Source organism: Blastocatellia bacterium (assembly GCA_025054955.1).
In the GTDB taxonomy this organism is placed as follows: domain Bacteria; phylum Acidobacteriota; class Blastocatellia; order HR10; family J050; genus JANWZE01.
The window spans coordinates 20,661-46,320 of record JANWZE010000044.1; the positions used below are offsets into that span (position 1 = coordinate 20,661).

Sequence of the window (25,660 nt, forward strand, 5' to 3'; positions counted from 1 at the left end):
CAGCGCCTCTCTTGCTTATCGAGCTGTGATCATCAGCTTCTCCGGTCGAACGGACAACACGCTAACCAGCTCGCGGTAGCGTTCGGATAATTCAACCTTCGGAGAAACTTCACGACCATCCTTTGAAAACGTCGTTGCATCGAGTTTCACAATCATATCCTGCGGCCCCATTTTGTCAAGCAAGCTCTTGGGTCCCTTCAACGTGACGGTCACACTGGTGGCAGAAATCGCAAGATTGCGTGGCAGCGAAGGCAGCGTGATCTGAGGAAATTGCTTTTCCGCGACCTGATCCGTGCGGATGGTGAGGTTGATCTGTGACGGCGTGAGTGTCACATGCGGTCCCGGCTGTTGCAAGGAGACAGTCAGCGAAGCGTCGGTTTGAACCGGTGGGAGTGTGATCGGTTGGGTCAATACGTGCTGCACCGGGTCAATCTCGGAGGCCGGACCGCTGATATTGACCTGAGACGGATTCATCTGATACTCGGCAATCGCCAGGTGAGCGGGTAATTGTTCCAGATCAAACACGGGCTTAACGGCAACAGACCGGCGCACGACCGATTCAACCAGCACAGGAATGTTCGGCGGATCAATCCTGAGCACTTCAGCCTCCGAGGGCAAGCGCACATGAGCTGCTCCCAGCCAAATCAAATGATTCATCGGCGACATTGCCGTCACGTCAATCACCACGCGAACGTTTGTTCGACTCAGATTGGTCACAACAGACAAAGGGCCACGCACACGGATGTCTACCACCTTGATGGGGACAGCGGTGACCATCGTATCGGAGCGGCGATTGATGATCTCTACAGTGACGTTCTCGATGGTGCGGTCGCGCTCGCCTTGTTGCGACAGTGTGAACCACATCAGCAGAGCAATGCCCAGAGAGACCAGCTTGAGTGATTTATTCTCGGTGAAAAACCGCTCGACGGCTTCTAGCAACACGGAGCGCCACTCGTCCAGTTTTTGTTGCCAACTCTGCTCTGCCATCACCTATTTTTCAGTGCCGGAGACACGTGAGCGAAATCCTAGCCCCTTCCACATCAGGGCGCGGTTTGTTAATGTGGTCAGGATTGGCTTTGGCATGGTGAGCGCGGACGTCTCAGCGGCCGCTTCACGCCGGTAGCGCCTTGGCGGCAACAACACCTCGTGCAAGGCGAGACGCAACTGCGCCGCGTCCAGGTGTCGCTTAATCTCGCCGTTCATTGCCAGTGACGTGATGCCGGTTTCTTCCGATACGACCAGCGCCACGGCATCCGTATCTTCGGTAATGCCAATGGCTGCTCGGTGACGTGTGCCCAGCTCTTTGGAAAGATAAGGATTGAGCGTCAACGGCAAGAAACAACTGGCTGCGGCGATACGGTCCTTGCGAATAATGACCGCGCCATCATGCAACGGCGCTCGCGTGTTGAAAATGGTCACCAGCAAATCGTAGGAGACGCGGGCATCCAGCCGCACGCCCGTATCCATGAAGTGTTCCAGTGAGACGTCCCGCTCAAAGACGATTAACGCTCCGATGCGCTGAGCCGACAGCGTGGTCGCCGCCAGGATGACCTCTTCAACCATGAATTCATCGCGCGACAATCGCACCTGACGAAAACCGAAGCGTTGAGGCACATATTTGCCAAATTGGATCAATGCTGAACGCAGCTCGCTCTGAAAGATCACAATGATGACGAACCCTAAGTAGAGCAGGGCATGTCGTAGCAGGAATTCAAGGCTTCGCAGCTCATATCGCACAGCAACGCTATGGATCAACCAAACGACCAGCACGCCATACACGATTTGAATTGCCCGCGTGCCCTTGATCGGTTTAAGCAGACCGTAAATGATCAGCGCCACAGCAGCCACGTCGAGCACATCTCGGTATGAAATTTGGGCAAATAACCGCGTGAAATTCATCACGTGCCTATTATGGCTTTGCTTAGGAGCAGAATCAAGCATTGAACCTTTGGTTGCAACGCGAAATCCACCCACAATTGAGGAAGCGGATCAAGGATGGAAGAGGAATAATTCACGGGACCTGGCTCACGGACGGCGAACCACGAACCGCGAACCCCGAACTACGAATTACGAACTACGAATCACGGATCACGAACCCCGGACCACAGATCACGGATCACAGATCACGGACCACGAACCACGGATCACAAATCACGAATCACGAACGACGGACCCTGGACCCCGACTCACGACACGAGCTTTTTATGAATTTCCAGCAAGCTAATGAAACCGACAAATTGTCCGGCATCGTCCAGCACGCCGGCACAACCGACCTGATTATCACGCAGCAGCGATTGCGCTGTGCCCAGTGGGGTGGATGGATGCAGTAGCATGTTGGCTGTTGTGGGCAGCATGACATCTTGAGCCGTCAGTGTTGACCACTGCTCCGGTGGAATCTGCCGCAATCGCTCCAGTAGGATCACGCCGATGAAACGCCGTTGTTGGCAGACAGGAAACGACGTCTGACGATGAACCGGCAGGATGTCATCCACGAGCTGTTGAATGGTCATTGCTGGTGGGATTATGGCTGATTGTTTCATTGCGTCGGCGACGCGCAAGTGGGCTGCCTGGTGAACTGCGTTGAGGTGGCGCAGCGTTGCATGAGCGGCGTCTTTCAAGAAGACGCCGACGAACATCGCCCATGCGCCGATGAACAAGTCGGCGCTCGTCTTCCAGGTGAGCATCCAGAAGACGCCAAGCGCGATCAGAAAATAGGCGATACCTCGCCCGGCCTGTGTGACCCATCGCGTCGCCGCAAAAAAGTCGCCATGCCGATGCCACAACCAGGCTCGCAACACGCGACCGCCATCTAAGGGGAAGCCCGGCAGCAAATTGAAGAGCGCCAGAATCAGATTGGTGAGAGCCAGATAGTTGGTCAGCAGGGCTGCCGAACGAGATGGCAGGACGTAAATGCTAAGCTGGTTTAGCACGAAAAACATCAAGCCGTGCAAAAAACTGGCCGCCGGACCGGCCACCGCAATCTTGAAATCTCCCAGCGGCGTATCAGCTTCGCGATCGAATCGCGCCAATCCGCCAAACAGGTGCAGAGTGATGTCATAAATTTTCAGTCCCTCAGCTCGCGCAAACAATGCGTGCCCCAGTTCATGACCTAGCACCGACAAAAACAGCAGCACCGTTGTCAACACACCCAAGCCCCAATGTTCGATCGTTGTTTGATAGGGAAGATGGTGTGGCAGGTAGTGAGCGGAAACGGCGTAGATATGCAATCCAAAAACGGGAAACCAACCATAGCTCAACTTGACCGGGATACCAAAAACTCGCGCGACGGTGATCGGTTTGAGTCGGATTGACATGCAGCAAAAGTAGCATATCCGTCCCGTCTAGATAAAGGTAGACATCTTGGGGTATAGTAGGGGCTTTAGTGTCGCCGAGTGATTCTATGGCTGGGCGACCATCTTTTCACAAATGTTTGCCTACCAGCGGCTGCATTGAAGCGGTTTGCTGGAGTCGCAATCCGGTGAGAGCGATGTTTTCGGAGACCACAACATGAAGAAGATCGGGTTTGTCAGTTTGGGCTGTCCGAAGAATTTAGTGGATAGCGAAGTGATGATGGGGCTGGTCAAAGAGCGGGGATATGAGCTGACGGCTGATGAACACGAAGCAGAGATCATCGTGGTGAATACCTGCGCGTTCATCAATCCGGCCAAGGAAGAATCAGTTGATACGATCTTAGAAATGGCTCAATTGAAACAGACCGGCCGATGTCGCAAGCTGATTGTGACAGGCTGCTTGGTTGAACGGTATCGTGATGTGTTGGTTCATGAGATGCCGGAAATTGATGCGGTGCTAGGGACGAACGAAGTTGAAGAGATTCTTCGCGCCTGTGAGGATCAAGCCAACCCAGCGCGAGCAGTTGGGCCGACGCCGTACTTGTACGATCACACGACCCCGCGCGTGCTCTCGACGCCGCGATATACCGCCTATATCAAAATTGCCGAAGGCTGCGATCACCGTTGCGACTTTTGTGTCATTCCTCGACTGCGCGGCCCGATGCGCAGTCGTCGGCCTGAATCGGTCGTTGAGGAAGCGCGCCGACTGGTCGAGCAAGGCGTGCGCGAAATTGTGCTTGTTGGGCAGGACACCACGCACTATGGCGAGGACCTGGGCCTGCGTCACGGACTCGCAGAGTTGCTCAAACGATTGGCGCGGGTTGACGGCCTGGCCTGGGTCCGATTCATGTACGGTTATCCTCACCACATCAGCGATGAGCTGCTCGATGTCGTCGCCAGTGAAGAGACGTTGTGCAAGTACTTTGACATTCCGTTTCAGCATGTCAGCCAGAGGATTTTGCATCGCATGCAACGCGGTGGTTCACGCGCTGCGCTGGAACACTTGGTCGAACGCATTCGCCGACGCATTCCTCATGCAGCGTTGCGTACCAGCTTTATTACAGGTTACCCCGGCGAGACCGAAGAGGAGTTTCAAGAATTGCTTGATCACGTTCGACAAATCCAATTTGATCACGTCGGCGTGTTCGTCTATTCCGATGAAGAGGGCACCGGCGCCTCTGAGCATCCCGATAAAGTGCCCCGACGAATCGCTCAGGCGCGACGCCGCATCTTGATGCAAGAACAGGCTCGCATCTCCAAGCAGAAAAATCGTCAGCTCGTCGGTCAGCGCCGACGTGTGTTATTGGAAGGGACCTCACCTGAATCTGAGTATCTGTTGCAAGGCCGGCTGGAATCGCAAGCGCCGGAGATTGACGGATGTGTGCTGATCAATGAGATGCCTGATGATTGCGCAGTTGAACCAGGCCAGTTTGTCACTGTGCAAATCACTCGCGCCTTTGCGCACGATCTCTTGGGGAGGATTGTGTGAGTTGATAGGCGCATGCAAGCGTGGTTTGTGATGAACCAACACAAGATGAGTACTGAGCGCCAGAGCGCCGGCCGCGCGGCTCATGTCGAAGAGGGGACAGAGGCGCACGCGGCTCGGTTTGCTGACGTCGTGGCGCGTTGGGTAGCGACCGGCGGCGGATTGGGGTATTCTCCAATTGCGCCGGGGACGGTCGGTTCGCTCGCCGGTGTGGCGTTGTTTTGGGCTGTCGGACGTTCTGTCACGCTCGGATGGATCACGGCAGTCGGCCTGAGCGCGCTCGGCGTATGGGCAGCCACGCGCATGAGTCAGAGGCTCGGGCAGCATGATCCGCCATGTGTTGTGATTGATGAAATCGTCGGCCAGTTTGTGACGTTGTGGTTGGCCTGGAGCCTTGAGCCACCAACGGCGCTGTGGCTCTTCGTGGCTATCGGGTGGGCGTTATTTCGCATGTTCGATATTGTCAAGCCGCCGCCGGTGCGTCAATTGGAACGATTGAAAATCGGCCTCGGCGTGATGGCTGATGACCTGATGGCCGGCATCTACGGCGCGATTGCGTTAGTCGGCCTTCAACGCTGGTTCCTTGGGTGAAGCGATCATGGAAAAGAAACCGTTTGTCGCTGCGATTCTGGCAGTCGGCTCGGAGCTGCTGACGCCATTCCGCACGGATACGAATTCGCTTTATTTAACCGAACAATTGAATAGCCTCGGCATTGACGTCAAGCTGAAGATGGTCGTTGGCGACGAGTTGGAGCGCATTGTCGAGTGTGTGCGTGTGGCCACACAATCGGCTGACCTTATCATCGCAACCGGCGGCCTCGGTCCGACCGAAGATGACCTGACACGCGAGGCGTTCGCTGCTGTGTTGGGGCGCAAGCTGATTCGGAGTGAAGAGCTGTTGCAAGGCCTGCGTGCACGATTCGCCAGATATGGTTTCAGGATGACGCCCAATAACGAACGGCAAGCGGACGTGATCGAGGGCGCAGAAATTTTGCCCAATGCGCGCGGCTCGGCTCCGGGCCAGTTTATTGAGGATGGCAATACCGTGATGGTTTTGTTGCCAGGACCGCCCGGCGAGATGATGACGATGTTCGAGCGCGAAGCCCTACCTCGCTTGCGCCAACGGTACCGGGGCTTTTTCATGGCTCGTCGCCAACTGCGCGTCGGCGGGCTGACTGAATCGGCAATGGATAACATGATCGCGCCGATTTACCGAGCATACAGCAATCCAACGACAACGGTTCTGTCGAGCTTGACCGGCTTGGAAGTGCATCTGACGGCGACCGGTTCAACGATGGAGGAAGCCCAGTCGTTGATCAACGAGTTATCCGCCAAGCTCGAAGAGAAGCTCGGCGCAAACGTCGTCTCCACCGATGGCGCGTCACTGGAGCAAGTCATTAAGCAGTTGTGTGTGGCGCGTGGTTACACGGTGGCGCTGGCCGAAAGCTGTACGGGCGGCCTGATTGCCAAACGATTGACCGACGTGCCAGGCAGTTCTGCCTACTTCATCGGCGGCGTAGTGGCCTATGCCAATCAGGTCAAGGTAGAGTGGCTCGATGTCCCTGCCACGCTGATTGAAACTCACGGAGCGGTCAGCGCACAAGTCGCCGAAGCAATGGCGCAAGGCGTCCAACACAAGATGGGCGCTACCATCGGACTGGCCGTGACGGGCATCGCCGGGCCTGAAGGCGGAACAGCAGAAAAGCCCGTCGGACTGGTCTACATCGGCCTTGCGCTGAAGGATCGGGTTGAGCATAAAGAGCTGCGCATCCCCGGCGACCGCGAGCGCGTCAGAGAATTGACGACAACATTTGCCCTGGATTGGCTTCGCCGCACGCTCATCGGTTGATCTCTCAACCGTTCGATCAGCTCTGGGTCGAACAACGCTGTCACGGTATATCTATCACCCAGGTGTTAGATAAACTCAAATGAGCTAACGCGCGCTTGCGACGGCGCAGGCACGATCCTGCGAGTGAGAATGTCGGACGGAGAAAGCGCCGCCGATGATGACCAGCACCAGCGTCGCAGTTTTCTCTTGGCAAGACCGTTCAACCTCGATTCAAACGCCGCACCACGGCTTCATTATGTGGATTGAAGATGTGAATCATTGCTTGGTGGTTCATATCCTTCAATCCCTTTCGCTTCTGAAACAACACCTCAGAAAAAGGGCACAGGCAGGAATGTCTGTGCCACATTCTCAAGGGATGAAATGGTCAGAATAGAAGCCTTATGTTACAATGCAGCCAAAATGATTATTACCAAACTGCAAGCGCAGTGCTTCCGCAATATCGTGCAGGATGAATTCGAGCCGTCCAGCCGGTTAAACATCCTGTATGGCTCCAATGCGCAAGGCAAAACCAATTGGTTGGAAGCGATTCATCTGTTAGCTACAACGACGTCGTTTCGCACGGCGCGGTTGAGCGAGACGCTGTTGCATAATCAACAGGAAGCCATTCTACGGGCGCAGGTCCGGCAACATGAGTTAGAAAAGCAGTTGGCCATACAGTTGACGCCGCGATCCAAAGCGTTATTCGTCAACGGCAAGCGTGAGCCGTCCAGCCGGTATTTGTCTCACCTGACCGTTTTCATCTGCTCGTTGGAGCAGATGAACGTCATTCGTGGCGAGCCGGAGCATCGTCGCCACTTTCTTGATCAGGGAGCGATGAGCGTGGACCCGACCTACGCGCATGTGCTGGGGACCTACAATCGAATCATCAAACAGAAAAATCATCTGCTCCGCCAAATCGCCCAAGGAAGCCGTTCATCGTCGCTGATTGAACAACTTCACGTTTGGAATCAGCAGCTCATTCAATACGGCACGAAAATACACCACGCCAGAACCGATTACACCCAAAAGCTACAACAAGCATTGCATGGTCACCTGTTCGGACAAGAACAGATCAATGTTCGATACAGATCATCGCTGGAAGGGCACGGTCAGTTGAACCAGTATGCTGGGTTGCTGAGCGAGCGCCTGAAGCTCAGATGGGATGCAGAGCTGGCCGTCGGCTATGCGCTGGTCGGGCCTCATCGTGACGATCTGGAAATCCGGTTTGATGGTCGCGATGTGCGTCGTTTTGCAAGCGCCGGGCAGCAGCGTAGCGCATTGTTAATACTTGATTTAGCTCGTATTTCCGTGTACAATGCCTTATCTCATGAATACCCGGTTTTCTTGGTGGATGATGTTGACGCAGAATTGGACCGACGGCGAATTGACGTGTTACTGGATTACCTCTCCGACAAGACGCAGACATTCCTCACAACCTCCAAAAGGGAGATCGCCACGAGCTACTTTGGTCGCGCCGACGTGTTTCGGGTTGAGGATGGGCGGATAATCGTCGAGTCGAACGCCTAGCCAGTGAGCAAGCGGTCGAAAGAATGAAGAGAAGGGAAGCAAAATCGTATGAGCCAACCGCACGAGTTTTTGAAGCCTGAATCTACCAATCAAGATGTTCAGCCGGCAGCAGCAGCGTCGGGTGGCGTGGTACTCGTTGCTTCGCAAACAGGCGAAGCTGTCGCTGCAAGCGCTGAACAACACACCGCTGACACACAGAGTATGCCGGAGCCGCAAGAAGCTCAGCCCGACTCAGGCGGCGACTACACAGCCCGTTCGATCACGATGCTGGAAGGGCGCGAGGCAGTGCGCAAGCGTCCACACATGTACATCGGTCCGACCAATGAAGTTGGACTGCATCATTTGGTTCACGAAGTTGTGGACAATAGCATTGACGAAGCGTTGATCGGATATTGTGATCGAATTGATGTAACCATTCACGTGGATAATTCCATCACCATCGAAGACAACGGGCGTGGCATCCCTGTGGATCAACATCCGACCGACCCCAAGGGACGCTCAGCCGCTGAAGTGGTGATGACGGAATTGCATGCCGGCGGCAAATTCGATGCTAATGCCTACAAAGTATCGGGCGGCGTTCATGGCGTGGGGGTCAGTGTGGTGAACTTTCTCTCCGAGTGGTTGCGGCTGGAAATCCGGCGTGATGGCTACGTCTACGAGCAGGAATATGAGCGCGGCGTGCCGACCGGACCGTTACGACAGACCGGCGTGGCCAAGAAGCGAGGAACGCGCATCAGTTTCAAGCCCGATCCGGAGATTTTCCGCGAGACGACAGAATTCAGTTTTGAAATGCTGGCGCAGCGCCTGCGTGAAAAAGCCTTCTTGAATCGTGGGGTGCTCATCACGTTAGTGGATGAACGCACGACGCCGGAACGGCGAAGCGAATTCCAGTATGAAGGCGGTATCGCTGAATTTGTCCGTCATCTGAACAAAAACAAAAATGTGCTGCACAAAGATGTATTCTACTTCCAAGCGCAAAAGGATGACCTGACGGTGGAAGTGGCGCTGCAATACAATGACTCCTATTCGGAGACGCTCTTTTCGTTCGCCAACAACATCAACACAGTGGATGGCGGCACGCATTTGACAGGATTTCGCACAGCACTGACGCGCACGCTGAATCAGTACGCTCAATCGTCTGGGCTGATGAAGAATGTCAAAGAGAATCTGACCGGCGACGATGTCCGCGAGGGACTGGTCGCCGTGCTCAGTGTCAAGATTCCTCAGCCGCAGTTCAAGGGGAATGAAAAACGTGAGCTGCTTAACCCGATTTCCGGCACTGTTCAGTCATTCGTTTCAGAACAGTTGAGTATCTGGTTTGAGCGCAATCCGGCCACGGCCAAGCGAATTTTGAACAAAGCCATTGAAGCCGCCCGCGCGCGCGAAGCCGCCCGCAAGGCGCGCGATTTGACACGTCGCAAAAGCGCGCTCGATATGAGCAGCGGGTTGCCGGGCAAGCTGGCCGACTGTCAGGAAAAAGACCCAGCCTTATGCGAGCTGTTTGTGGTGGAAGGGGACAGCGCCGGCGGATCAGCCAAGTCCGGTCGCGACCGCCGCTTTCAGGCGATCCTGCCGCTCAAAGGCAAAATCCTCAATGTGGAGAAAGCTCGCTATGACAAGATGCTCAGTCACACGGAGATTCGCGCGCTGATCACGGCGCTGGGAACTGGCATCGGCAAGGATGATTTCGATAGCAGCAAATTGCGCTATCACCGCATCATTCTTACCACTGATGCCGACGTTGATGGCAGTCACATTCGCACCTTGCTGTTGACGTTCTTCTATCGCCAGATGCCTGAATTGATCGAGCGAGGTCACTTGTACATCGCTCAGCCGCCGTTGTTCAAAGTTAAGAGAGGAAAGACGGAAAAATACGTGAGCGACGAGAAGCAGATGATGCGTTACTTGATGGGGAAGGCGGCTGACGAGATTGAGCTGATTGTGGCTCGAACCGGCCGTGTGATCCGTGATCGCGAGCTGGCGCGGTTGCTGGAGAAATTGGTGGAGTTCGATACCTACCGAGGTAAGCTCGAACGGCGGTTGCAGGACCCTCGACTGGTTGATCTGATCCTGGACGCGCTGGTTGGCGAGGGAGGCTTGCTACGGCCCGGCATGTCTCTTCACCAACTGTTTGAAAATAGCGAGACGCTCTGTCAACTCGAGCAACAGTTGGTTGAAGCCGGCTATCGTACGGACCTGTTTCAAGACGAAGAACACGGCCTCTACGGGCTTGAGGTCGGCACCAGCCTGAACGACACGTGCCGGATTGATTGGGACCTGGCCACGCACGTCGAATTTCAGAAAGCAGTCGGGTTCTATCGTGAACTGCATGAGCTTATGAGACCCCCTTATCTGCTCAGGCACGACGGTACGGAGTCATCCGTTGAATCGCGCAACGAACTACTCGGTCGCGTGTTGGCGATTGCGAAAAAAGACCTGACAATTCAACGTTACAAAGGTTTGGGCGAGATGAATCCTGAGCAATTGTGGGAAACGACGATGGACCCGGAGCGTCGCACGCTGCTGCAGGTGCGCATTGAAGACGCCGTCGAGACAGATGAAATCTTCACCATCCTCATGGGGGATGCCGTTGAGCCGCGCCGTGAGTTCATCGAGCAGCACGCCTTGGATGTGAGGAACCTCGATATTTGATCTGGAGGGCGCAGAGCTTGGGCGTTTCGGCAAAGCAGCACGCCTTGGATGTGAGGAACCTCGATATTTGAGCCCCACACGTAACCAGCTACTTCGATAGATCAGCCGCGCCGGAGACGAACGTCTCTGGCGCGCAAATCCTTTTGACATTGCCAGCAAGCTTCGTTATCGTCTGCCCTCCAAATTTACTGCTCGGGGAGGTGGAAGATCAGTCATGAGCAATCTCTTTCGAACCAAGTCGGTTGATATGATATTGGCTCAAAGCGAAGCTGGCGAACGGCATTTGAAGAAGGCGCTCGGCGCGTGGGACCTCACGGCGCTGGGCGTCGGCGCGATCATCGGCGCCGGTATTTTTGCTCTGACCGGAACGGCTGCGGCAGGCGATGCGCTGCGACCGGGCGCTGGGCCAGGCCTCATTGTGTCATTCATTATCACCGGCATCACCTGTGGCCTCTGCGCACTCTGCTATGCTGAGTTTGCCTCGCTCATTCCCATATCTGGCAGCGCCTATACGTATGCCTATGCGACACTCGGCGAATTGATCGCGTGGATCATCGGGTGGGATTTGATCCTCGAATATGCTGTTGGCAATATCGGCGTGGCGATTAGTTGGTCTGGATACTTCATGGAGCTGCTGCGTGGCTTTGGTCTAGATGCCTCTGGGTGGCGATGGCTCACGACCAGTTACAACATAGGACTCCAGAATCCTGAGATCGTCAGCCAAGCGCCTCACCTGTTTGGTATTCCCATCATCTTCAATCTGCCGGCATTTTTGGTGGTGATGTTGATCACCGTGTTGCTCGTCATCGGCATTAAAGAGAGCGCCCGTTTCAATGCCGTCATGGTTGTTCTCAAGCTGGTCATCCTGCTGTTTTTCATTGTCGTCGGCGCGATGTACGTCAAACCGGATAACTGGACGCCGTTTGCGCCCAATGGTTGGTCCGGCATCATGACCGGCGCGGCGCTCGTCTTTTTCGCTTATATCGGATTTGATGCGATCTCAACCACAGCCGAGGAAGCGCGAAATCCGCAGCGCGATTTGCCGCTTGGCATGATGGCATCGCTGGCGATTTGTACGTTGCTGTACGTTGCCACGGCCGCCGTGCTGACGGGGCTCATCCCTTACACGGAATTGAACGTGCCCGAACCATTGACCAAGGCGCTGAATCATTTGGATCTGGATTGGGCCGCAGGCATAGTTGCATTTGGCGCCGTTGTTGCAACCACAGCCGTGCTGTTGGTCTTTCAACTCGGGCAGCCGCGCATTTTCTTCTCGATGTCCCGCGATGGGCTGCTGCCGCAGAAATTCGCTGAGGTGCACCCGCGCTATCAAACGCCGTACATGCCCACAATTTTGACGGGCGTGTTCGTCGCGGTGTTAGCCGGCGTTGCCGACATCGCAGCGGCAGCCGACTTGACGAACATCGGCACGCTGTTCGCCTTCGTATTGGTGTGCGCTGGTGTGATTGTGTTGCGCTACAAAGACCCTGATCGTCCTCGCCCGTTTCGTTGTCCTGGGGTTCCATTTGTGCCATTGCTGGGAATCATCAGTTGTCTCTACTTGATGATCAGTTTGCCATGGGCAACGTGGGTTCGGTTTGGTGTGTGGATGGGCATCGGCCTGGCGATCTATTTCCTCTACGGCTATCGGCGCAGCCGGCTGCGTGAATCCAATGGCAGTTGAGCTGTGTTGATCCAACGCTGACCGGTTTGGGCTCTGGTCGGGTTTGCGGCCTGTCTACTTGGTCCAATCGTGGCCGATATGGACGTCCACATGCACGGGGACGGCGCTGATGAATTCTTGAGCGGCAGCAACCATGCGGTCATAAACCAGCTCAGCGACTTCTTGCGCGACCGTTTGGTCAACTTCGATCACCAGTTCGTCGTGAACTGAATTGACGATGTGAGCGTCAAACGGCTTCAGCGCGTCATACACAACCCGCATGGCCCGTTTGAGCATGTCAGCTTGACAGCCCTGAATCGGTGCATTTTTGCCGAGGCGTTGAACGGTGGCCACCTGCTCGCGGTCGCGCGGGTCGAAGCGAAAGTTCCATAATCGCCCTCGCGGCGTTCGACTGTGGCCGACGGCGACGGCTGTATCTGCCGCCGCTCGCAGCCACTGGGCGACGCCGCGATAAATCTCAAAGTAGCGATTCATCAGTCGCTCCGCTTCGATCACTGATGTTTGTATCTGGGCAGCCAATCCTGCCGCGCCCATGCCGTACATGAGCCCATAGTTAATCACCTTGGCAGTGGCTCGTTGCTCTTTGGTGACTTGATCAAGCGGCACGTTAAACATGAGACTGGCCGTCGCGCGGTGCAGGTCTACGTCCTGATGAAACGCCTCCAGCAGTTTCGGATCACGGGAAAGCTCGGCCAGAATACATAACTCGATTTGCGAATAATCAGCGACGATCAACCGCCGGCCTGGCGGCGCGCTGAAGCATGCTCGCACATCGGGTATGTTAGGAATTTGCTGAAGATTGGGATCGCTGCAGGCGAAACGCCCTGTCGGCGTGCCGATTTGACGAAAATCGGCATGAATGCGGCCGGTCACCGGATGAATATGTTCGGCCAACCGTCCATACGTGCTGAGGAATTTCTGCGCATGGCGATACTCAATGAGTTGAGCAATAACTGCATGCTCGGCGATATGGGATTCCAATTCCCATTCACGCGTGCTATGAATGGAAATCCCCAGATGGGCTAGTGCTTCTTGAACCTGCTGGGCGCTGCTCAGGTTGATGTCGGCCTCGCCAAACAAGTCTATTTGCGAGCCGGTTGCAGCGAGTGTTTGTTTGATCTCGGTCTCCAGTTGGCGGCATTTTTTCTCATAGCGGTTGACCAAGCGTTGCCATTGCTGAGCGTCCAGATGCATGCCGGCTAGCTCCATGGCGGCCGTTGGCAGCACGCAATCGAATTCCAGTTTGGCAACGTCAACGAGTTGCAGCGATTTGATCTTTTCAATCAACGCCTGTCGTAGTGGCAGCAGCACGGCAACATCTTCAGCCGCATAGTTGAGCATCGCTGGTGTCAACTGGCCCGACCAGTCGCTGGCGCGCAGTGACTTGTCTAGCTGACGATTCAAGTAGTGCGAGGCAAGTTCGGCCAAGCTGTGCCGTTGAGTCGTGTCGCCCGCGCCAATGAGTTGAGCGGCCAGCATTGTGTCGAACAGGCCGTTCAGTTCAATGCCGAAGTGATGCCGGAGCATCTTGGCATCGAATTTGGCGTTATGGAGGATTTTCGTGGGGCGTTCGGCTTCAAGCAGCAGTTTGACCGGCGCCAACGCATCGGCGGGTAACTGAAAGAGGTCAATGAGGCACACACGCTCAGGCGTCGCCAACTGCAGCAGTCTGACCCGCGCCCGGAAGGGGTCTAGCTCGGTCGTCTCGGTATCAACCGCGATCGCCCGTTGATTGGCCAGATGCTGGACCACTTCAGCGACGGCCGCAGGCGTGCTGAGCAGTTGATACGCCATGATCAGCCCGTGTGCCACTCAAGCTTTCCTGTCGGCTTTTGGCTTAGCCAATCGGGGTCTTTGGCCTCGCGGCCCAGACCAGCGCCGCAGACCAAAAGCCTAACGGAGGGCTAGCTCTTTTTCGACGTGATAGCATAAAACGCCGCCAGCTCTCGTTCCACCTTACTGCTTCCACATTTGGGACACTTCACCTTCTTGGTGTCGTGTTCTGCGATCGTCATCGTCAAAGAAAATTTCTTATGGCACTTGGTGCAACGATATTCATAAACTGGCATAGGTGTTTGTCCTCCATACAGTGAATTAAAATGATAATTTTGACGGGTTAATGATAGCAGATTTCATCGTTTTGGGGATACGTTGACAGGCCAGAAGGGCTGTGGTTTGATATGACGCATGCAGCAACCGGACGATTACGAAAAGGTCATGGCCCGCGCGATGAAACTGTTGTCAGTGAAATCGCGCACGGTGGCTGAATTGCGCGAGAAATTATTAGCCCGGGCTGTCAGTGAGCAGGTTGTTGACCAAGTGATTGCGCAACTGAAAGCATGGCGGTATCTGGATGACGAGCAATTTGCTGCCGATTATAGTGCCTCGCGTTTGCATGAGCGACCGCTTGGCCGCCGCCGATTACGCTGGGAGTTAGCCCATAGGAAAGTTCCCCAGCCGATTATTGAGGCCGCCGTCAGTGACGCCTACCAACAATCGAGTGAAGAAGAATTGATTGACCGTGCCATTGCTAAGCGCCTTCGCGTGCGAGGCCGCCCGCGTGACCGTCAAGAAGCCAAAAGCCTATTCGATTATCTCATACGACTGGGTTTTGCGCCCGAACTTGTCCGTCGTAAGGTTGAGGCAGTCTGCCAGACGCCGCTCGATCAAGATTAAGTCCGTCTGCCCGCTGAGTGCTCAACATGCTCAGCAGGGCATGGTCACTCATGAGGTTGACCATGCGCCATTAAAACTGCACAGCCGGAACCTGTTTAGCATCTTCTGTGGCCTTGAAGTAGTCTTGCTCGCGCTTGAAGCCGAATAAATTGGCCACTAGCACAGTTGGGAACCGAGAGGTTGAAACGTTATACTCTTCGACGATTTGATTGTAGACCCGGCGCTCTTGCGCGATGCGGTTTTCTGCTCCAGCCAGTTCATCCATCAGCCGGTTGAAGCTCTCGCTCGATCTCAATTGAGGGTACTGTTCGACAAGCGAGAGAACTTGTACGCTCAGTTGCCGGTCGGCCTGCACTTTTTCGGCGGGCGTTGCCGTCGGGCTGAGCAGCTTGGATCGTGCATCAGCCAGCCGGGTGAAGATTTCGCTTTCCTGTTTAGTAATGCCTTTGACGGTGGCGACCAAGTTTGGGATCAGGTCGGCACGCCGCTGCATTACATTTTCCACTTGTGACCATTGTTTGCGCACTCGTTCACGTTTGCTAACTAGGTTGTTGTAGCTCGCGCAGCTCCCCATGGCGAGCACAGCGATGGCTATAGCAGCGATGATCCAGGCAGTGCGCCGGCGCGATTGTTGCTGGGCCAGCTCCTGTTGTTGGCGATAGTACTCCTGACGGTATGGATCGCGTTGCTTTTCCGGTGCTTGATCGAATAGATCACTCATGGCGTTCCTCCATCGTTTCCTGGGCGTTGTGTGTTAATTTTCCCCTCACCATGTCGGCTCTATTATTACATGATTTGGTCATCATGCAAGGGGAACTTGCCTACCGGATGATTGGCGAGGCAGTGCTGTCAAGCCGCGCCAACGTCTGGATACCAGACGGTTGGCTGGCCAGTGCCGTCAAGCTGCACCAGCATCTGGAGCGCAGCGGGATGGCCCGCTCACCTACCAGATGAGTGCCTGAGTCGGGCCCATCGCGGCCAAATCGAAATGCCACTTGCTAACCTGAGGGTCATGAGGTAGTATTAATGCGTAATTTCTCCCCCAACAAGCTAATTGAGGGTAGAAAATAATCAGGAGGCAGTTCTGTGAACAGACGCAGTTTGAGATCATCGTATTCGGATTACTCGACTCGGAGTGCGGATTACGCCAACCGTCGAGACTTTGATCAAACGCTCGTCCGCAGTGAGCGGGACCGACGCGACCGCGAGGAGCGCAGTAGCTCACAACGCGGGCGCAGCGGCGGCAAACGTGTACCGCCCGAGCAGACTCATGCGGAGAATTACTATTACCGCAAACAAATGGAAGCCAAGACACCCATGGCGATTGTCTTGCAAGACGGGGAGACGATTCTCGGTAACATTGAGTGGTACGACAAGGCGTGCTTGAAGATTCATCGCAACGGCGAGCCGAATCTGCTCGTGTTCAAACACAGCATCAAATATCTCTACAAGCAAGAGAAGAAAGTTGAAGCCGCTGCTGAAGAAGATTATGCCGAAGTAGATGAAGAGACAGAGGCAGCAGAGACAGAGGAATACGAGGATGACGTTGAGCAAGATGACAGCAGCGATGAAGAGCAAGATGACGATGAGTCATAATCGTCGCCCTCGCTGACACTCAGCTCGATGACGACCGGAGAGCGGCTCTAGCGGAATCGTTGTTGTGAGTCGCATGTGCTGTCGGTCAGGCCTGACTCGATAGCGACCGGATGGCGACGATTCATCTCAAACCTTATTGGTTTGTTGATTGAGCGCCGAGGCTGACTGAACCAAGCAACAATCAGACAGATTCGTTTCTGGACAAACGAGCGATAATGAGTTTACTCTCTGTTGAAGTTTGGCGTCTTCAACTGAGCGGCCCCCAGAGCGGCCTTGGCAGCCGCCCACACGAGCGTAGGCCGAGGCTCACCGTCTAAGCTGGCGTTTGGCCTTTTGAACTGTGCGTGCTGCAGGAGCGGCGGTAGACGCCGCAAGCGGGTAGTGAGACCCGCAACGTCTGGGAGCCGTCATCCCCTAGAGCGATTTTCAATTGCACTTAGCCGGGAGGCCTGCACCTTGCGGGCTGAGGCACGCTGGGCGTGTGTTCCCAGGGTAAGCTCGTTCGCAAACTGATCTAATGCATCGCGCCGTGAAGGGTCTCCACCGTTCCCTCACCAGCCCGTTCAAGGTGGCCAATCACAGCGCACAAACGCTTGGCCCTGGTGCGTCTGCAACGCGCCACGATTGTTTGACCTGCTGTTCCAGACGTTGCACGTCTGGCGACCTGCTGTTTGCGCCTGCGGCGCACGCTGAGCTTGGACGTTTTCTCTCCCAGACGTTGCACCTCTGGCTACCTTCGCATGCGCCGCTGGCGCGGCTTAACAGAAACGAGCGTAGCACTTGGACGTAATACCAATGCGCACAGAAACCGAACAGTGTTGCCTGGGGCGTTCTTGCTGGTGCGCTCCTTTGCGCCTCCCACACATGGCTTTTTTCCAGACTAGCTGGTAGAGCATCCTCCTCGGTGGCCTTTGTGGCCTCGGTGGCTTCATTTTCATCGTCGTGAGATGGGAAAGGTTGATGAATTGCAGATAGTTCTTCCAAGTTTGAGAATTTTCTTGACGTAAAAAAGACGTAAAATGAAAAACGTCAAAACATCTCCAGGAGGAAAGTCCAATGAGAAAACTCTCTGTCGCGTATGTCAAGGTAGGGTTCCTTTTGACATTCTTTTTGTCGGGCGCTGTTTTTCCTCAAGCGAACTACTAAAATACCAAGCTGGCAAGGGAGGCTGTATGAACATGAACATCCGATTCTCTCTCGTGATCGCATTGCTTTTTTGGCAACAACTGGCGCCCGTGAGTGGTGTATGGCCCTGCTCTATTGGTTTGAAACAGGAGAACCAGGAGAAGGCAACGCAAGCACAGGCATCTTCGGAGAACAAAGGCACACAAGCCGGTCAAGTTGACCACGAAGCGGCCATACAAGCTATTGAACGTGAGATTGCTCAAGCTTTGAACTCACTCAACCAGCTTGTTGATGTGACAAAGGCGTTGGATGATCCCATAACCCGGATTCGAAGTTATGCATCCATTGCCGAAGTGATATGGGACTTTGACCAATCTTACGCCCGCAAGCTTTTCCGCATGGCTGTTGAGCAAACGACATCGCTGGCCAGTCCAAAACCGAGTGAAGAGAGCCGCTCCTGCGCCCGGGCGTACACAGTGGAACAAGTCAGGCACGAAGTCATTACCAAAATCTCCAGATTGGATTTACGCTTAGCCGAGGAGTTGGTCAAAAGCGTTGCCTCGAACCAGGAACCACCAAAAGAGAGAAAAGAAACGCCGGCTGAGCCACCTTCGTCAGATGCGTTGCTCGCACACGCCATTTCCCTACTTGATCAAGACCCCCAAAAGGCTGCCGAGCTGGCGGCCTCCACATTACGCGAGGGTTTGAATTCACCGTTCATCATGTTCATGGCCTACGTAAGAAAGAAGGATGGCGCACTGGCCGATGCGCTCTTCGAGCAAGCCCTCTCCGCTACTTTAAGGCATCCCCCTCAATGTCTTCACGAACTCGTGAGACTGGGTAGTTACACGCATCCAGAGATACCGTTTACGGCGCGCTATAACTATGGCACTGAGCCGGTCAAGGCAATGCACGTCACCGCATACCTGAACGTACTGGTGAGCGTGATTGCGTGGAATGTCCAAAGAATACTCAGCCCGGCCCCGACAAAACCCTCCGCGCCTGATTGGCTTTGTGGGCCTTGGGATTTCTTTTACACCCTCAAGGCGATTCAACCTTACGTGATGCAGTACAGTCCAGACAACGGCCCATTAGTTGAGGCGCTCATCGGCCAACTTTCACATATCTTGTCCACAAAGGAGCAACAGGATGTCCAGCAGATGCTCACTCGCCAGTCAGCTAATCCAGAACAACGAGTCGAAGACCTGCTCCAACAAGCCGAAAAAACACTCAACCCTGAAGACCGCGACAGCCTGCTTTTCCACGCCGCCTGTGAAGCAGTCAAGGCCAATCAGTTTGATAAGGCCTGGGAGATTCTGGCTAAACTGGCAAATCTGAAGTTGAAAGCCGAAGCGTCCGACTATGTCAATTATTTGAGCGTGCAACACGCGATCAAAACCAACGACCTGGAAACAGCCCGCCGGAGCGCACTCGCGCTGACCAATCCTGAACGTTTGATCCTGGGCTTGATTGCAATTGCTCGACATCTGGGTCAGCAAAAGCAGAAAGATGCGGCGTTGGCCACGCTCAGCGAAGCCCTTATTAGAGCTAAGCAATTACCTGGCGCACCAGGAAAAGCGCGTTCGTTACTGCTCATTTCGGATACGCTCGCCTTGTTGGAGACCGACCGCGCTTTTGAAGCCTTCACTCAAGCAGCGACGGCGATGAACGAATCAAGTGGTAACATCGAGTGTCCCAGCGAAGCAAATTTCCAAATCAACACCAAGCGGTTCGGCATGGGTCACGTCATCGCGCCAGACAATCTGATTTCAATGCTGGAGCAATTGGCCTACAGACTGACTAAAGCGGATGTTCATCGCACAACATTTGCTGTAGCCTCGTTGCAAAAGCCGCCGCTGCGGCTAGTCACCCAGATTGCTGTGGCTCGCGGCCAACTTGAGCAAGCCAGGGAGAGAAAAGCCAAGCTTCAGCTTCCAGGTTCAAAGACGCCGGACCAAAATAAGCATTAGCGGTCAAAGCTTCGCCCGCGACCATCACCAGCGTGAACCAAATCGCAGGGCTAGCTACCTCGCCAATATTGTCACAGGCTGAAAATTTTTCTTGATAGCAAAATAGTAGTGTCCACCTCGTATAAATTTTCCTGGGAATCGTCCATGTGCTACAGCATGCCACGAAAAATCAGAATGAGGTAGCGCAAGTTGGCAACTTAGGCCGCAACTATTTTCAAAGGAACCGCCCCTACGCGATGGCTCGCCACGAAGCATGAAAATAGAGCACAGGCGGGAACGCCCGTGCCACATGCTCAAATGCGGTCAACGGTGACAATCTCCTTCCTCTGAGAAAAACACCGAAGCCCAGGTGATAATCTATTGACTCTCTCACATTGGTCTCGGCGGCTCTGTCCATTCATTCGACAAACGTCAGCCAGTCGCCAGGGGCTTCTTTTTGGCCTGACGTGATGGCGAAGAATTCTTCCTGCAAGCGTTTGGTGATGGGGCCGCGTTGACCTTTGCCAATGATAATTTTGTCAATACTGCGAATGGGGGTGATTTCCGCCGCCGTGCCGGTGAAAAAGACTTCGTCGGCGATGTAAAGCATTTCGCGGGGAATTTCTTGTTTGACGACTTCAATGCCAAGCATTCGGCAAATGTCTACGACGGTATCGCGGGTAATGCCGGGCAAAATGGAAGCAGCAATGGGCGGCGTGTAAACAGTGCCGTTCATCACCATGAAGAGGTTTTCTCCGCTGCCTTCACTGATATTGCCGCGCGCATCCAGCGCGATCCCTTCGGCGTAACCGTTGATGATCGCTTCCATCTTGATCAACTGCGAATTCATGTAATTGGCAGAGACTTTCGCCATTGGCGGCATTGTGTTGGAAGAGATGCGCGTCCACGTGGAGACGCAAACATCTACGCCTTGTTCCAGCGCTTCGGGTCCGAGGTACTTGCCCCATTCCCAGCAGATGATGTAAGTCTCAATGGGGTTTGGCAAAGGATTGACACCGAACGTGCCATAGCCGCGAAAGACAATGGGGCGAAGGTAGCAGGCGCGGACCTTGTTGACACGAACCACATCCACACAGGCCTGGCACAACTCTTCGAGGGTGTAGGGCGGCGTGCTGCGATAGATGAGACATGAGTGCAAAAGTCGCGTGATGTGCTCGCGCAGGCGGAAAATGGCCGGGCCCCTAGCCGTTTCGTAGCAGCGGATGCCCTCGAACATCGCTGATGCATAATGCACGACGTGCGACATCACGTGAATCGTCGCTTGATCCCAATCAATGAACCGCCCATTGTGCCAGATTTTCTCTGTTGTTTTTTGCGTCATGTATCCCTCCGCGGATGGGCAGGGCGGTCACCGATCATGAAACTGTACAAGCCGGTCGGCGATCAGTGACCGACCGCCCACTCTTATTATTCTTCTGAGACTTCTTCGAATCCCATTGAGATGGCATCGTCCACGACGGTGTGGCGGACATCACGCATTAACTCTTCCTGTTCCTCCGGGCGCATGCGGTCAACGCCGACGGCTGCCTTATCAGGTGGTAACTCAATGTCACGATAGATGCGCATGCCCGAACCGGCCGGAATCAGGCGTCCGACGATGACATTCTCTTTGAGGCCGCGCAGGTAGTCCACACGACCACTGACAGCAGCTTCAGTGAGCACACGGGTGGTCTCCTGGAAGCTGGCTGCGCTGATGAAACTATCGGTTGAGAGACTGGCTTTGGTGATGCCCAGCAGGAGCGGCTCACCTTGAGCCGGACGCCCGCCACTGGCGATCACCCGTTCATTCTCATCGTGGTATTGGAAGCGATCAACTTGCTCTTCTAGCAAGAAATCGGTATCGCCTACATCTTTGATCTTGACCCATCGCAGCATCTGACGAACGATGACTTCGATGTGCTTATCATGAATCTGCACGCCTTGTTGCCGGTAGACTTCCTGCGTTTCGTTGACCAAGTATTTCTGCACTTCCTCGACGCCAAGAATGGCCAGGATGTCATGCGGATTGCGCGGGCCATCAATCAATGGGTCGCCGGCTTTGACTTCATCGCCGTCATTGACGTTGAGGTGCACGCCACGAGGGATGTTGTATTCCCGGACCTCACCGTCGTAGCCATGGATTTGGACCTTTTGCATGCCGCGCGTAATACCAGCTAACTTGACCCTGCCGGAAATCTCTGTCATGACCGCTGGGTCGCGTGGTTTGCGGGCCTCAAACAGTTCCACCACGCGCGGCAGGCCGCCGACGATGTCCTTGGCTTTGGCCATTTGACGCGGGATTTTACAGATGACGTCGCCGGGGACAACGCGCACGTTCTCCTGTTCTTGAAGGTGAATGTTTTGCCAGCCCTCTTTTCCTTCTTCGCGGCGTCGGCGGCGGAACTCATCGAAGTCATTGACCATGACGATGGCGCGGACCGGCAAGTGCTGTGTCTTAATCGTCTTGCCATGCTCGTCGTGGATTTCGATGCGTGGCTGCAACTTTTCATCGAGCGACTCAATGACAAACCGGTACGCCAAGCCAGTGGCTTTGTCAATTTCTTCTTTCATTGTGACGCCTTCGATCAGGTCCTTGAAATGGACAGTGCCCGCCACATCCGAGAGAATGGAGAAGGTGTACGGGTCCCACTCAACCAACTTCTGATCAGGTTCAACGATGTCACCTTCATTCACTTTCAAGATAGCGCCGTAGATGACCGGGTAACGTTCGATTTCGCGTCCGCGCGCGTCCACAATGACGATGCTGCCATTGCGGTTCATGGCCACGATTTCGCCTTTGCGGTTGCGAATGGTGTACAAGTCATCATATCGGACTGTGCCGCCCCGTCGTGTCTCGTGCGACGATTGTTCTTTAATCGAGCCGGCCATGCCGCCAATGTGGAACGTGCGCATGGTCAACTGCGTGCCTGGCTCGCCGATGGATTGCGCTGCCAGAATACCGATTGCTTCCCCGATTTCGACCATGCGGCCGGTCGCGAGGTTACGGCCGTAGCAGGCCACACACACGCCACGACGCGCCTCACAAGTGAGCACCGAGCGAATCTTGACGCGCTCAATGCCGCCAGCATTCTGAATTTCATTGGCCAGGTCTTCGGTGATTTCCTGATTCGCTTCGACAATGACGCGCCCGTCAATCGGGTCTACCACGTCTTCCAGCGCAACGCGTCCGATGATGCGGTCGCGCAGCGATTCAATGATCTCACCGCCTTGGGTGATCGCTTCGGCCCAGATGCCGCGCACGGTTCCGCAGTCTTCCATGGTCACAATCACGTCTTGCGCCACATCCACCAGGCGGCGTGTCAAATATCCTGAATCGGCTGTCTTCAGGGCTGTGTCAGCCAGACCTTTGCGGGCGCCGTGCGTTGAGATGAAGTACTGCAACACATTCAGCCCTTCGCGGAAGTTGGCGCGGATCGGCGTCTCAATGATTTCGCCTGATGGTTTATTCATCAAGCCGCGCATGCCAGCCAGTTGGCGAATTTGCTGCTTGGAGCCACGCGCGCCGGAATCAGCCATCAGGATCAATGGATTCGGCTCGCCTGTTTCTTCTTCTCTGGCAGCCATTGCTTTGAACATTTCGTTGGCCACTTTTTCGGCCACAGCCGACCAGATTTCGATCACCTTGTTGTATCGCTCGCCGCTGGTCACCACGCCGTCTTTGACCTGTTCGTCAACCGCTAACACTTCTTTCTCAGCTTGCTCGACCAGTTTGGCTTTGGTAGCTGGAATGACCAAGTCTTCAATGCCAATGGAAATGCCCGCTTTTGTAGCGTAGAGGAATCCTAGCTCCTTGAGGCTATCCAGCATCTCGATGGTTTGCGAATGGCCCAGGCGCAAGAAGCAATAGCGCACTAACGACTGCAAGCCTGCTTTCCGCATCACGCCGTTGATATAGGGCATCTCCGCCGGCAGGTGACTGTTGAAGATGACACGCCCGACCGTCGTATCGAGCACGCGCCCTTCCACGTCATAAACCGGCGCATTGACGATGTCCTGATCCTTGTGCTGCTGTTCCATGTCAATGAGTTTTCCGTCGTAGCGCAACTTGATCGGCGTTTGCAATTCGACGTAACCAGCATCGAGCGCCAGCATCACATCATCCATCGAAGCGAACCGCATCCCCTCGCCTTTAGCGCCGGGCTTGCGTTTGGTTAGGTAATAGCAGCCGAGCACGATGTCCTGCGTGGGGACGGCAATGGGCTGGCCGCTGGCCGGCGAGAGGATGTTGTTTGAGGCCAGCATCAGCACGGACGCTTCAACCTGCGCTTCCGGACTCAACGGAACGTGAACGGCCATCTGATCGCCGTCAAAGTCGGCGTTGAAGGCTGTGCAAACGAGCGGGTGAATCTTGATGGCTTTGCCATCCACCAGGATCGGCTCAAACGCTTGAATACCCAGCCGATGGAGCGTCGGCGCACGATTGAGCAGGATCGGATGTTCGCGCACCACTTCGTCCAGAATGTCCCACACGACCGGGTCTTGTCGCTCGACGGCTTCTTTGGCTTGCTTGACCGTCTGCACATGGTCTTTCTGCTGGAGCTGGTAATAAATGAATGGCTTGAACAGCTCCAGAGCCATTTGCTTGGGCAATCCACACTGATGCAATTTCAATTCCGGCCCCACCACAATGACCGAGCGCCCGGAGTAATCCACCCGTTTGCCGAGCAGGTTCTGACGGAATCGTCCTTGCTTGCCTTTGAGTGAGTCAGCCAACGATTTCAAGGGGCGACTATTGGCGCCTTTAATCACGCGCCCGCGCCGGCCATTATCAAACAACGCGTCCACCGCTTCCTGTAGCATGCGTTTTTCGTTGCGAATGATCACTTCCGGCGCGTGCAGTTCCAACAGCTTGGCCAAGCGGTTATTGCGATTGATGACGCGCCGATATAGATCATTCAGGTCCGATGTGGCAAACCGTCCACCATCTAGTGGCACCAGCGGACGCAGCTCAGGCGGAATCACCGGTATGACTTCCAGGATCATCCATTCCGGGCGATTGCCTGACCGGCGAAATGCTTCGACCACTTTGAGTCGTTTGGCATATTTCAGGCGTTTCTGTTGCGATGGATCACTCTTCATTTTCTCGCGCAACTCAGTGGCCAGCTCTTCCAGATCAATCTGCGTCAAGAGTTGCCGAATGGCCTCGGCGCCCATGCGCGCGACGTGCGGGCCAATTTTGTTGGGGAACTCCTGGGCCAGCCGCCGGTACTGCTCTTCGTTGAGCAGCTCTTTGTATTTGACGGGCAGTCCGATCTTGGCGATCTCCTCATCCGGCATGACGACGATGTATGACTCGAAATAGAGGACCTTCTCCAGGTCTCGCAGGGGGATGTCGAGCAATTGTCCGATGCGCGAAGGGAGGCTCTTGAAGAACCAGACATGTGAGCAGGGACTGGCCAGCTTGATGTGCCCCATCCGCTCACGACGCACTTTGCTCAGCGTCACCTCTACACCACACTTGTCACAGATGACGCCCCGATGCTTGGTGCGTTTGTATTTACCACATAAGCATTCGTAATCGTTAATCGGTCCGAAGATGCGCGCGCAGAACAAGCCATCACGTTCAGGCTTAAACGTGCGGTAGTTGATCGTCTCCGGTTTGGTCACTTCGCCATGTGACCAGGAGAGAATTTTTTCCGGCGAAGCCAATCCAACACGAATCGCTTCAAACTCGATCGTTGGTGACTGTTTATCAAAAAATCGTCGAAACATCGTTCCTCCATTAAGCCTTTGCCCGTGACCTTTGCCTCAGACGGTGAAGCGAGG

17 protein-coding genes are annotated in these 25,660 nt (G+C 54.8%); 9 read left to right on the forward strand and 8 right to left on the reverse strand.

Annotation, left to right across the window (positions count from 1 at the left end):
* Nucleotides 1-15 precede the first annotated feature (15 nt).
* The 3 genes from NZ823_05790 to NZ823_05800 all read right to left on the reverse strand — a co-directional run bounded on the left by NZ823_05790 (nt 16) and on the right by NZ823_05800 (nt 3,314).
* Nucleotides 16-987, reverse strand: coding sequence for a CdaR family protein (locus NZ823_05790; GenBank protein MCS6804644.1), 972 nt, complete (start codon nt 985-987; stop codon nt 16-18).
* A gap of 3 nt (nt 988-990) precedes the next feature.
* Nucleotides 991-1,899, reverse strand: coding sequence for a diadenylate cyclase CdaA (gene cdaA, locus NZ823_05795; GenBank protein MCS6804645.1), 909 nt, complete (start codon nt 1,897-1,899; stop codon nt 991-993).
* A 287-nt stretch (nt 1,900-2,186) separates the two neighbouring features.
* Entirely contained in the window at nt 2,187-3,314 is a 1,128-nt protein-coding gene (locus NZ823_05800) for a site-2 protease family protein (protein ID MCS6804646.1), read from the reverse strand.
* 193 nt (nt 3,315-3,507) lie between these two features.
* On the opposite strand from NZ823_05800, the gene rimO reads away from it, so the two are divergent.
* The 6 genes from rimO to NZ823_05830 all read left to right on the forward strand — a co-directional run bounded on the left by rimO (nt 3,508) and on the right by NZ823_05830 (nt 12,527).
* Nucleotides 3,508-4,839, forward strand: coding sequence for a 30S ribosomal protein S12 methylthiotransferase RimO (gene rimO, locus NZ823_05805; GenBank protein MCS6804647.1), 1,332 nt, complete (start codon nt 3,508-3,510; stop codon nt 4,837-4,839).
* Between the two features lie 45 nt (nt 4,840-4,884).
* Nucleotides 4,885-5,427, forward strand: a complete 543-nt coding sequence (locus tag NZ823_05810; protein ID MCS6804648.1) for a phosphatidylglycerophosphatase A — start codon at nt 4,885-4,887, stop codon at nt 5,425-5,427.
* A 7-nt stretch (nt 5,428-5,434) separates the two neighbouring features.
* The gene (locus NZ823_05815) at nt 5,435-6,685 is read left to right on the forward strand and encodes a competence/damage-inducible protein A (protein MCS6804649.1); all 1,251 of its coding nucleotides are present in this window, start codon (nt 5,435-5,437) and stop codon (nt 6,683-6,685) included.
* 399 nt (nt 6,686-7,084) lie between these two features.
* Nucleotides 7,085-8,191 (forward strand): DNA replication and repair protein RecF, encoded by a 1,107-nt coding sequence (recF, locus tag NZ823_05820; protein MCS6804650.1) that lies wholly within the window; start codon nt 7,085-7,087, stop codon nt 8,189-8,191.
* A gap of 201 nt (nt 8,192-8,392) precedes the next feature.
* Entirely contained in the window at nt 8,393-10,843 is a 2,451-nt protein-coding gene (gyrB, locus tag NZ823_05825) for a DNA topoisomerase (ATP-hydrolyzing) subunit B (protein ID MCS6804651.1), read from the forward strand.
* Between the two features lie 214 nt (nt 10,844-11,057).
* Nucleotides 11,058-12,527, forward strand: a complete 1,470-nt coding sequence (locus tag NZ823_05830) for an amino acid permease (protein ID MCS6804652.1) — start codon at nt 11,058-11,060, stop codon at nt 12,525-12,527.
* Nucleotides 12,528-12,581: 54 nt separating this feature from the next.
* On the opposite strand, the gene NZ823_05835 is transcribed toward NZ823_05830, so the two are convergent.
* Together NZ823_05835 and NZ823_05840 are read right to left on the reverse strand one after the other, a co-directional pair.
* Nucleotides 12,582-14,339 (reverse strand): DNA polymerase, encoded by a 1,758-nt coding sequence (locus tag NZ823_05835; GenBank protein ID MCS6804653.1) that lies wholly within the window; start codon nt 14,337-14,339, stop codon nt 12,582-12,584.
* A gap of 92 nt (nt 14,340-14,431) precedes the next feature.
* Complete coding sequence (locus NZ823_05840) at nt 14,432-14,596, reverse strand: zinc ribbon domain-containing protein (protein MCS6804654.1); 165 nt, start codon at nt 14,594-14,596, stop codon at nt 14,432-14,434.
* 118 nt (nt 14,597-14,714) lie between these two features.
* Here NZ823_05840 and NZ823_05845 point away from each other — a divergent pair, with 118 nt between their 5' ends.
* The gene (locus tag NZ823_05845; GenBank protein MCS6804655.1) at nt 14,715-15,203 is read left to right on the forward strand and encodes a RecX family transcriptional regulator; all 489 of its coding nucleotides are present in this window, start codon (nt 14,715-14,717) and stop codon (nt 15,201-15,203) included.
* A 70-nt stretch (nt 15,204-15,273) separates the two neighbouring features.
* Here NZ823_05845 and NZ823_05850 read toward each other — a convergent pair whose 3' ends face one another.
* The gene (locus tag NZ823_05850; GenBank protein MCS6804656.1) at nt 15,274-15,924 is read right to left on the reverse strand and encodes a LemA family protein; all 651 of its coding nucleotides are present in this window, start codon (nt 15,922-15,924) and stop codon (nt 15,274-15,276) included.
* 365 nt (nt 15,925-16,289) lie between these two features.
* Here NZ823_05850 and NZ823_05855 point away from each other — a divergent pair, with 365 nt between their 5' ends.
* Nucleotides 16,290-16,799 carry an RNA chaperone Hfq gene (locus NZ823_05855; GenBank protein MCS6804657.1) on the forward strand — a complete coding sequence of 170 codons (510 nt, stop codon included), beginning with the start codon at nt 16,290-16,292 and terminating at the stop codon, nt 16,797-16,799.
* 1,172 nt (nt 16,800-17,971) lie between these two features.
* On the forward strand, nt 17,972-19,894 hold the full coding sequence (locus NZ823_05860) for a hypothetical protein (protein MCS6804658.1): 1,923 nt from the start codon (nt 17,972-17,974) through the stop codon (nt 19,892-19,894).
* Nucleotides 19,895-20,291: 397 nt separating this feature from the next.
* Here NZ823_05860 and NZ823_05865 read toward each other — a convergent pair whose 3' ends face one another.
* Together NZ823_05865 and rpoC are read right to left on the reverse strand one after the other, a co-directional pair.
* The gene (locus NZ823_05865; protein MCS6804659.1) at nt 20,292-21,215 is read right to left on the reverse strand and encodes a branched-chain amino acid transaminase; all 924 of its coding nucleotides are present in this window, start codon (nt 21,213-21,215) and stop codon (nt 20,292-20,294) included.
* An 86-nt stretch (nt 21,216-21,301) separates the two neighbouring features.
* Nucleotides 21,302-25,606, reverse strand: coding sequence for a DNA-directed RNA polymerase subunit beta' (gene rpoC, locus NZ823_05870; protein ID MCS6804660.1), 4,305 nt, complete (start codon nt 25,604-25,606; stop codon nt 21,302-21,304).
* Nucleotides 25,607-25,660 lie beyond the last annotated feature (54 nt).

What these genes read in the sequence shown, in the direction of transcription:
- gyrB (MCS6804651.1), top strand. Translation starts at nt 8,393, where the DNA reads ATGCCGGAGCCGCAAGAAGCTCAGCCCGACTCAGGCGGCGACTACACA.
- cdaA (MCS6804645.1), bottom strand. Translation starts at nt 1,899, where the DNA reads ATGAATTTCACGCGGTTATTTGCCCAAATTTCATACCGAGATGTGCTC.
- NZ823_05810 (MCS6804648.1), top strand. Translation starts at nt 4,885, where the DNA reads ATGAGTACTGAGCGCCAGAGCGCCGGCCGCGCGGCTCATGTCGAAGAG.
- NZ823_05790 (MCS6804644.1), bottom strand. Translation starts at nt 987, where the DNA reads ATGGCAGAGCAGAGTTGGCAACAAAAACTGGACGAGTGGCGCTCCGTG.
- rpoC (MCS6804660.1), bottom strand. Translation starts at nt 25,606, where the DNA reads ATGTTTCGACGATTTTTTGATAAACAGTCACCAACGATCGAGTTTGAA.
- NZ823_05845 (MCS6804655.1), top strand. Translation starts at nt 14,715, where the DNA reads ATGCAGCAACCGGACGATTACGAAAAGGTCATGGCCCGCGCGATGAAA.
- NZ823_05850 (MCS6804656.1), bottom strand. Translation starts at nt 15,924, where the DNA reads ATGAGTGATCTATTCGATCAAGCACCGGAAAAGCAACGCGATCCATAC.
- NZ823_05865 (MCS6804659.1), bottom strand. Translation starts at nt 21,215, where the DNA reads ATGACGCAAAAAACAACAGAGAAAATCTGGCACAATGGGCGGTTCATT.
- NZ823_05830 (MCS6804652.1), top strand. Translation starts at nt 11,058, where the DNA reads ATGAGCAATCTCTTTCGAACCAAGTCGGTTGATATGATATTGGCTCAA.
- NZ823_05815 (MCS6804649.1), top strand. Translation starts at nt 5,435, where the DNA reads ATGGAAAAGAAACCGTTTGTCGCTGCGATTCTGGCAGTCGGCTCGGAG.
- rimO (MCS6804647.1), top strand. Translation starts at nt 3,508, where the DNA reads ATGAAGAAGATCGGGTTTGTCAGTTTGGGCTGTCCGAAGAATTTAGTG.
- recF (MCS6804650.1), top strand. Translation starts at nt 7,085, where the DNA reads ATGATTATTACCAAACTGCAAGCGCAGTGCTTCCGCAATATCGTGCAG.
- NZ823_05840 (MCS6804654.1), bottom strand. Translation starts at nt 14,596, where the DNA reads ATGCCAGTTTATGAATATCGTTGCACCAAGTGCCATAAGAAATTTTCT.
- NZ823_05800 (MCS6804646.1), bottom strand. Translation starts at nt 3,314, where the DNA reads ATGTCAATCCGACTCAAACCGATCACCGTCGCGCGAGTTTTTGGTATC.
- NZ823_05860 (MCS6804658.1), top strand. Translation starts at nt 17,972, where the DNA reads ATGAACATGAACATCCGATTCTCTCTCGTGATCGCATTGCTTTTTTGG.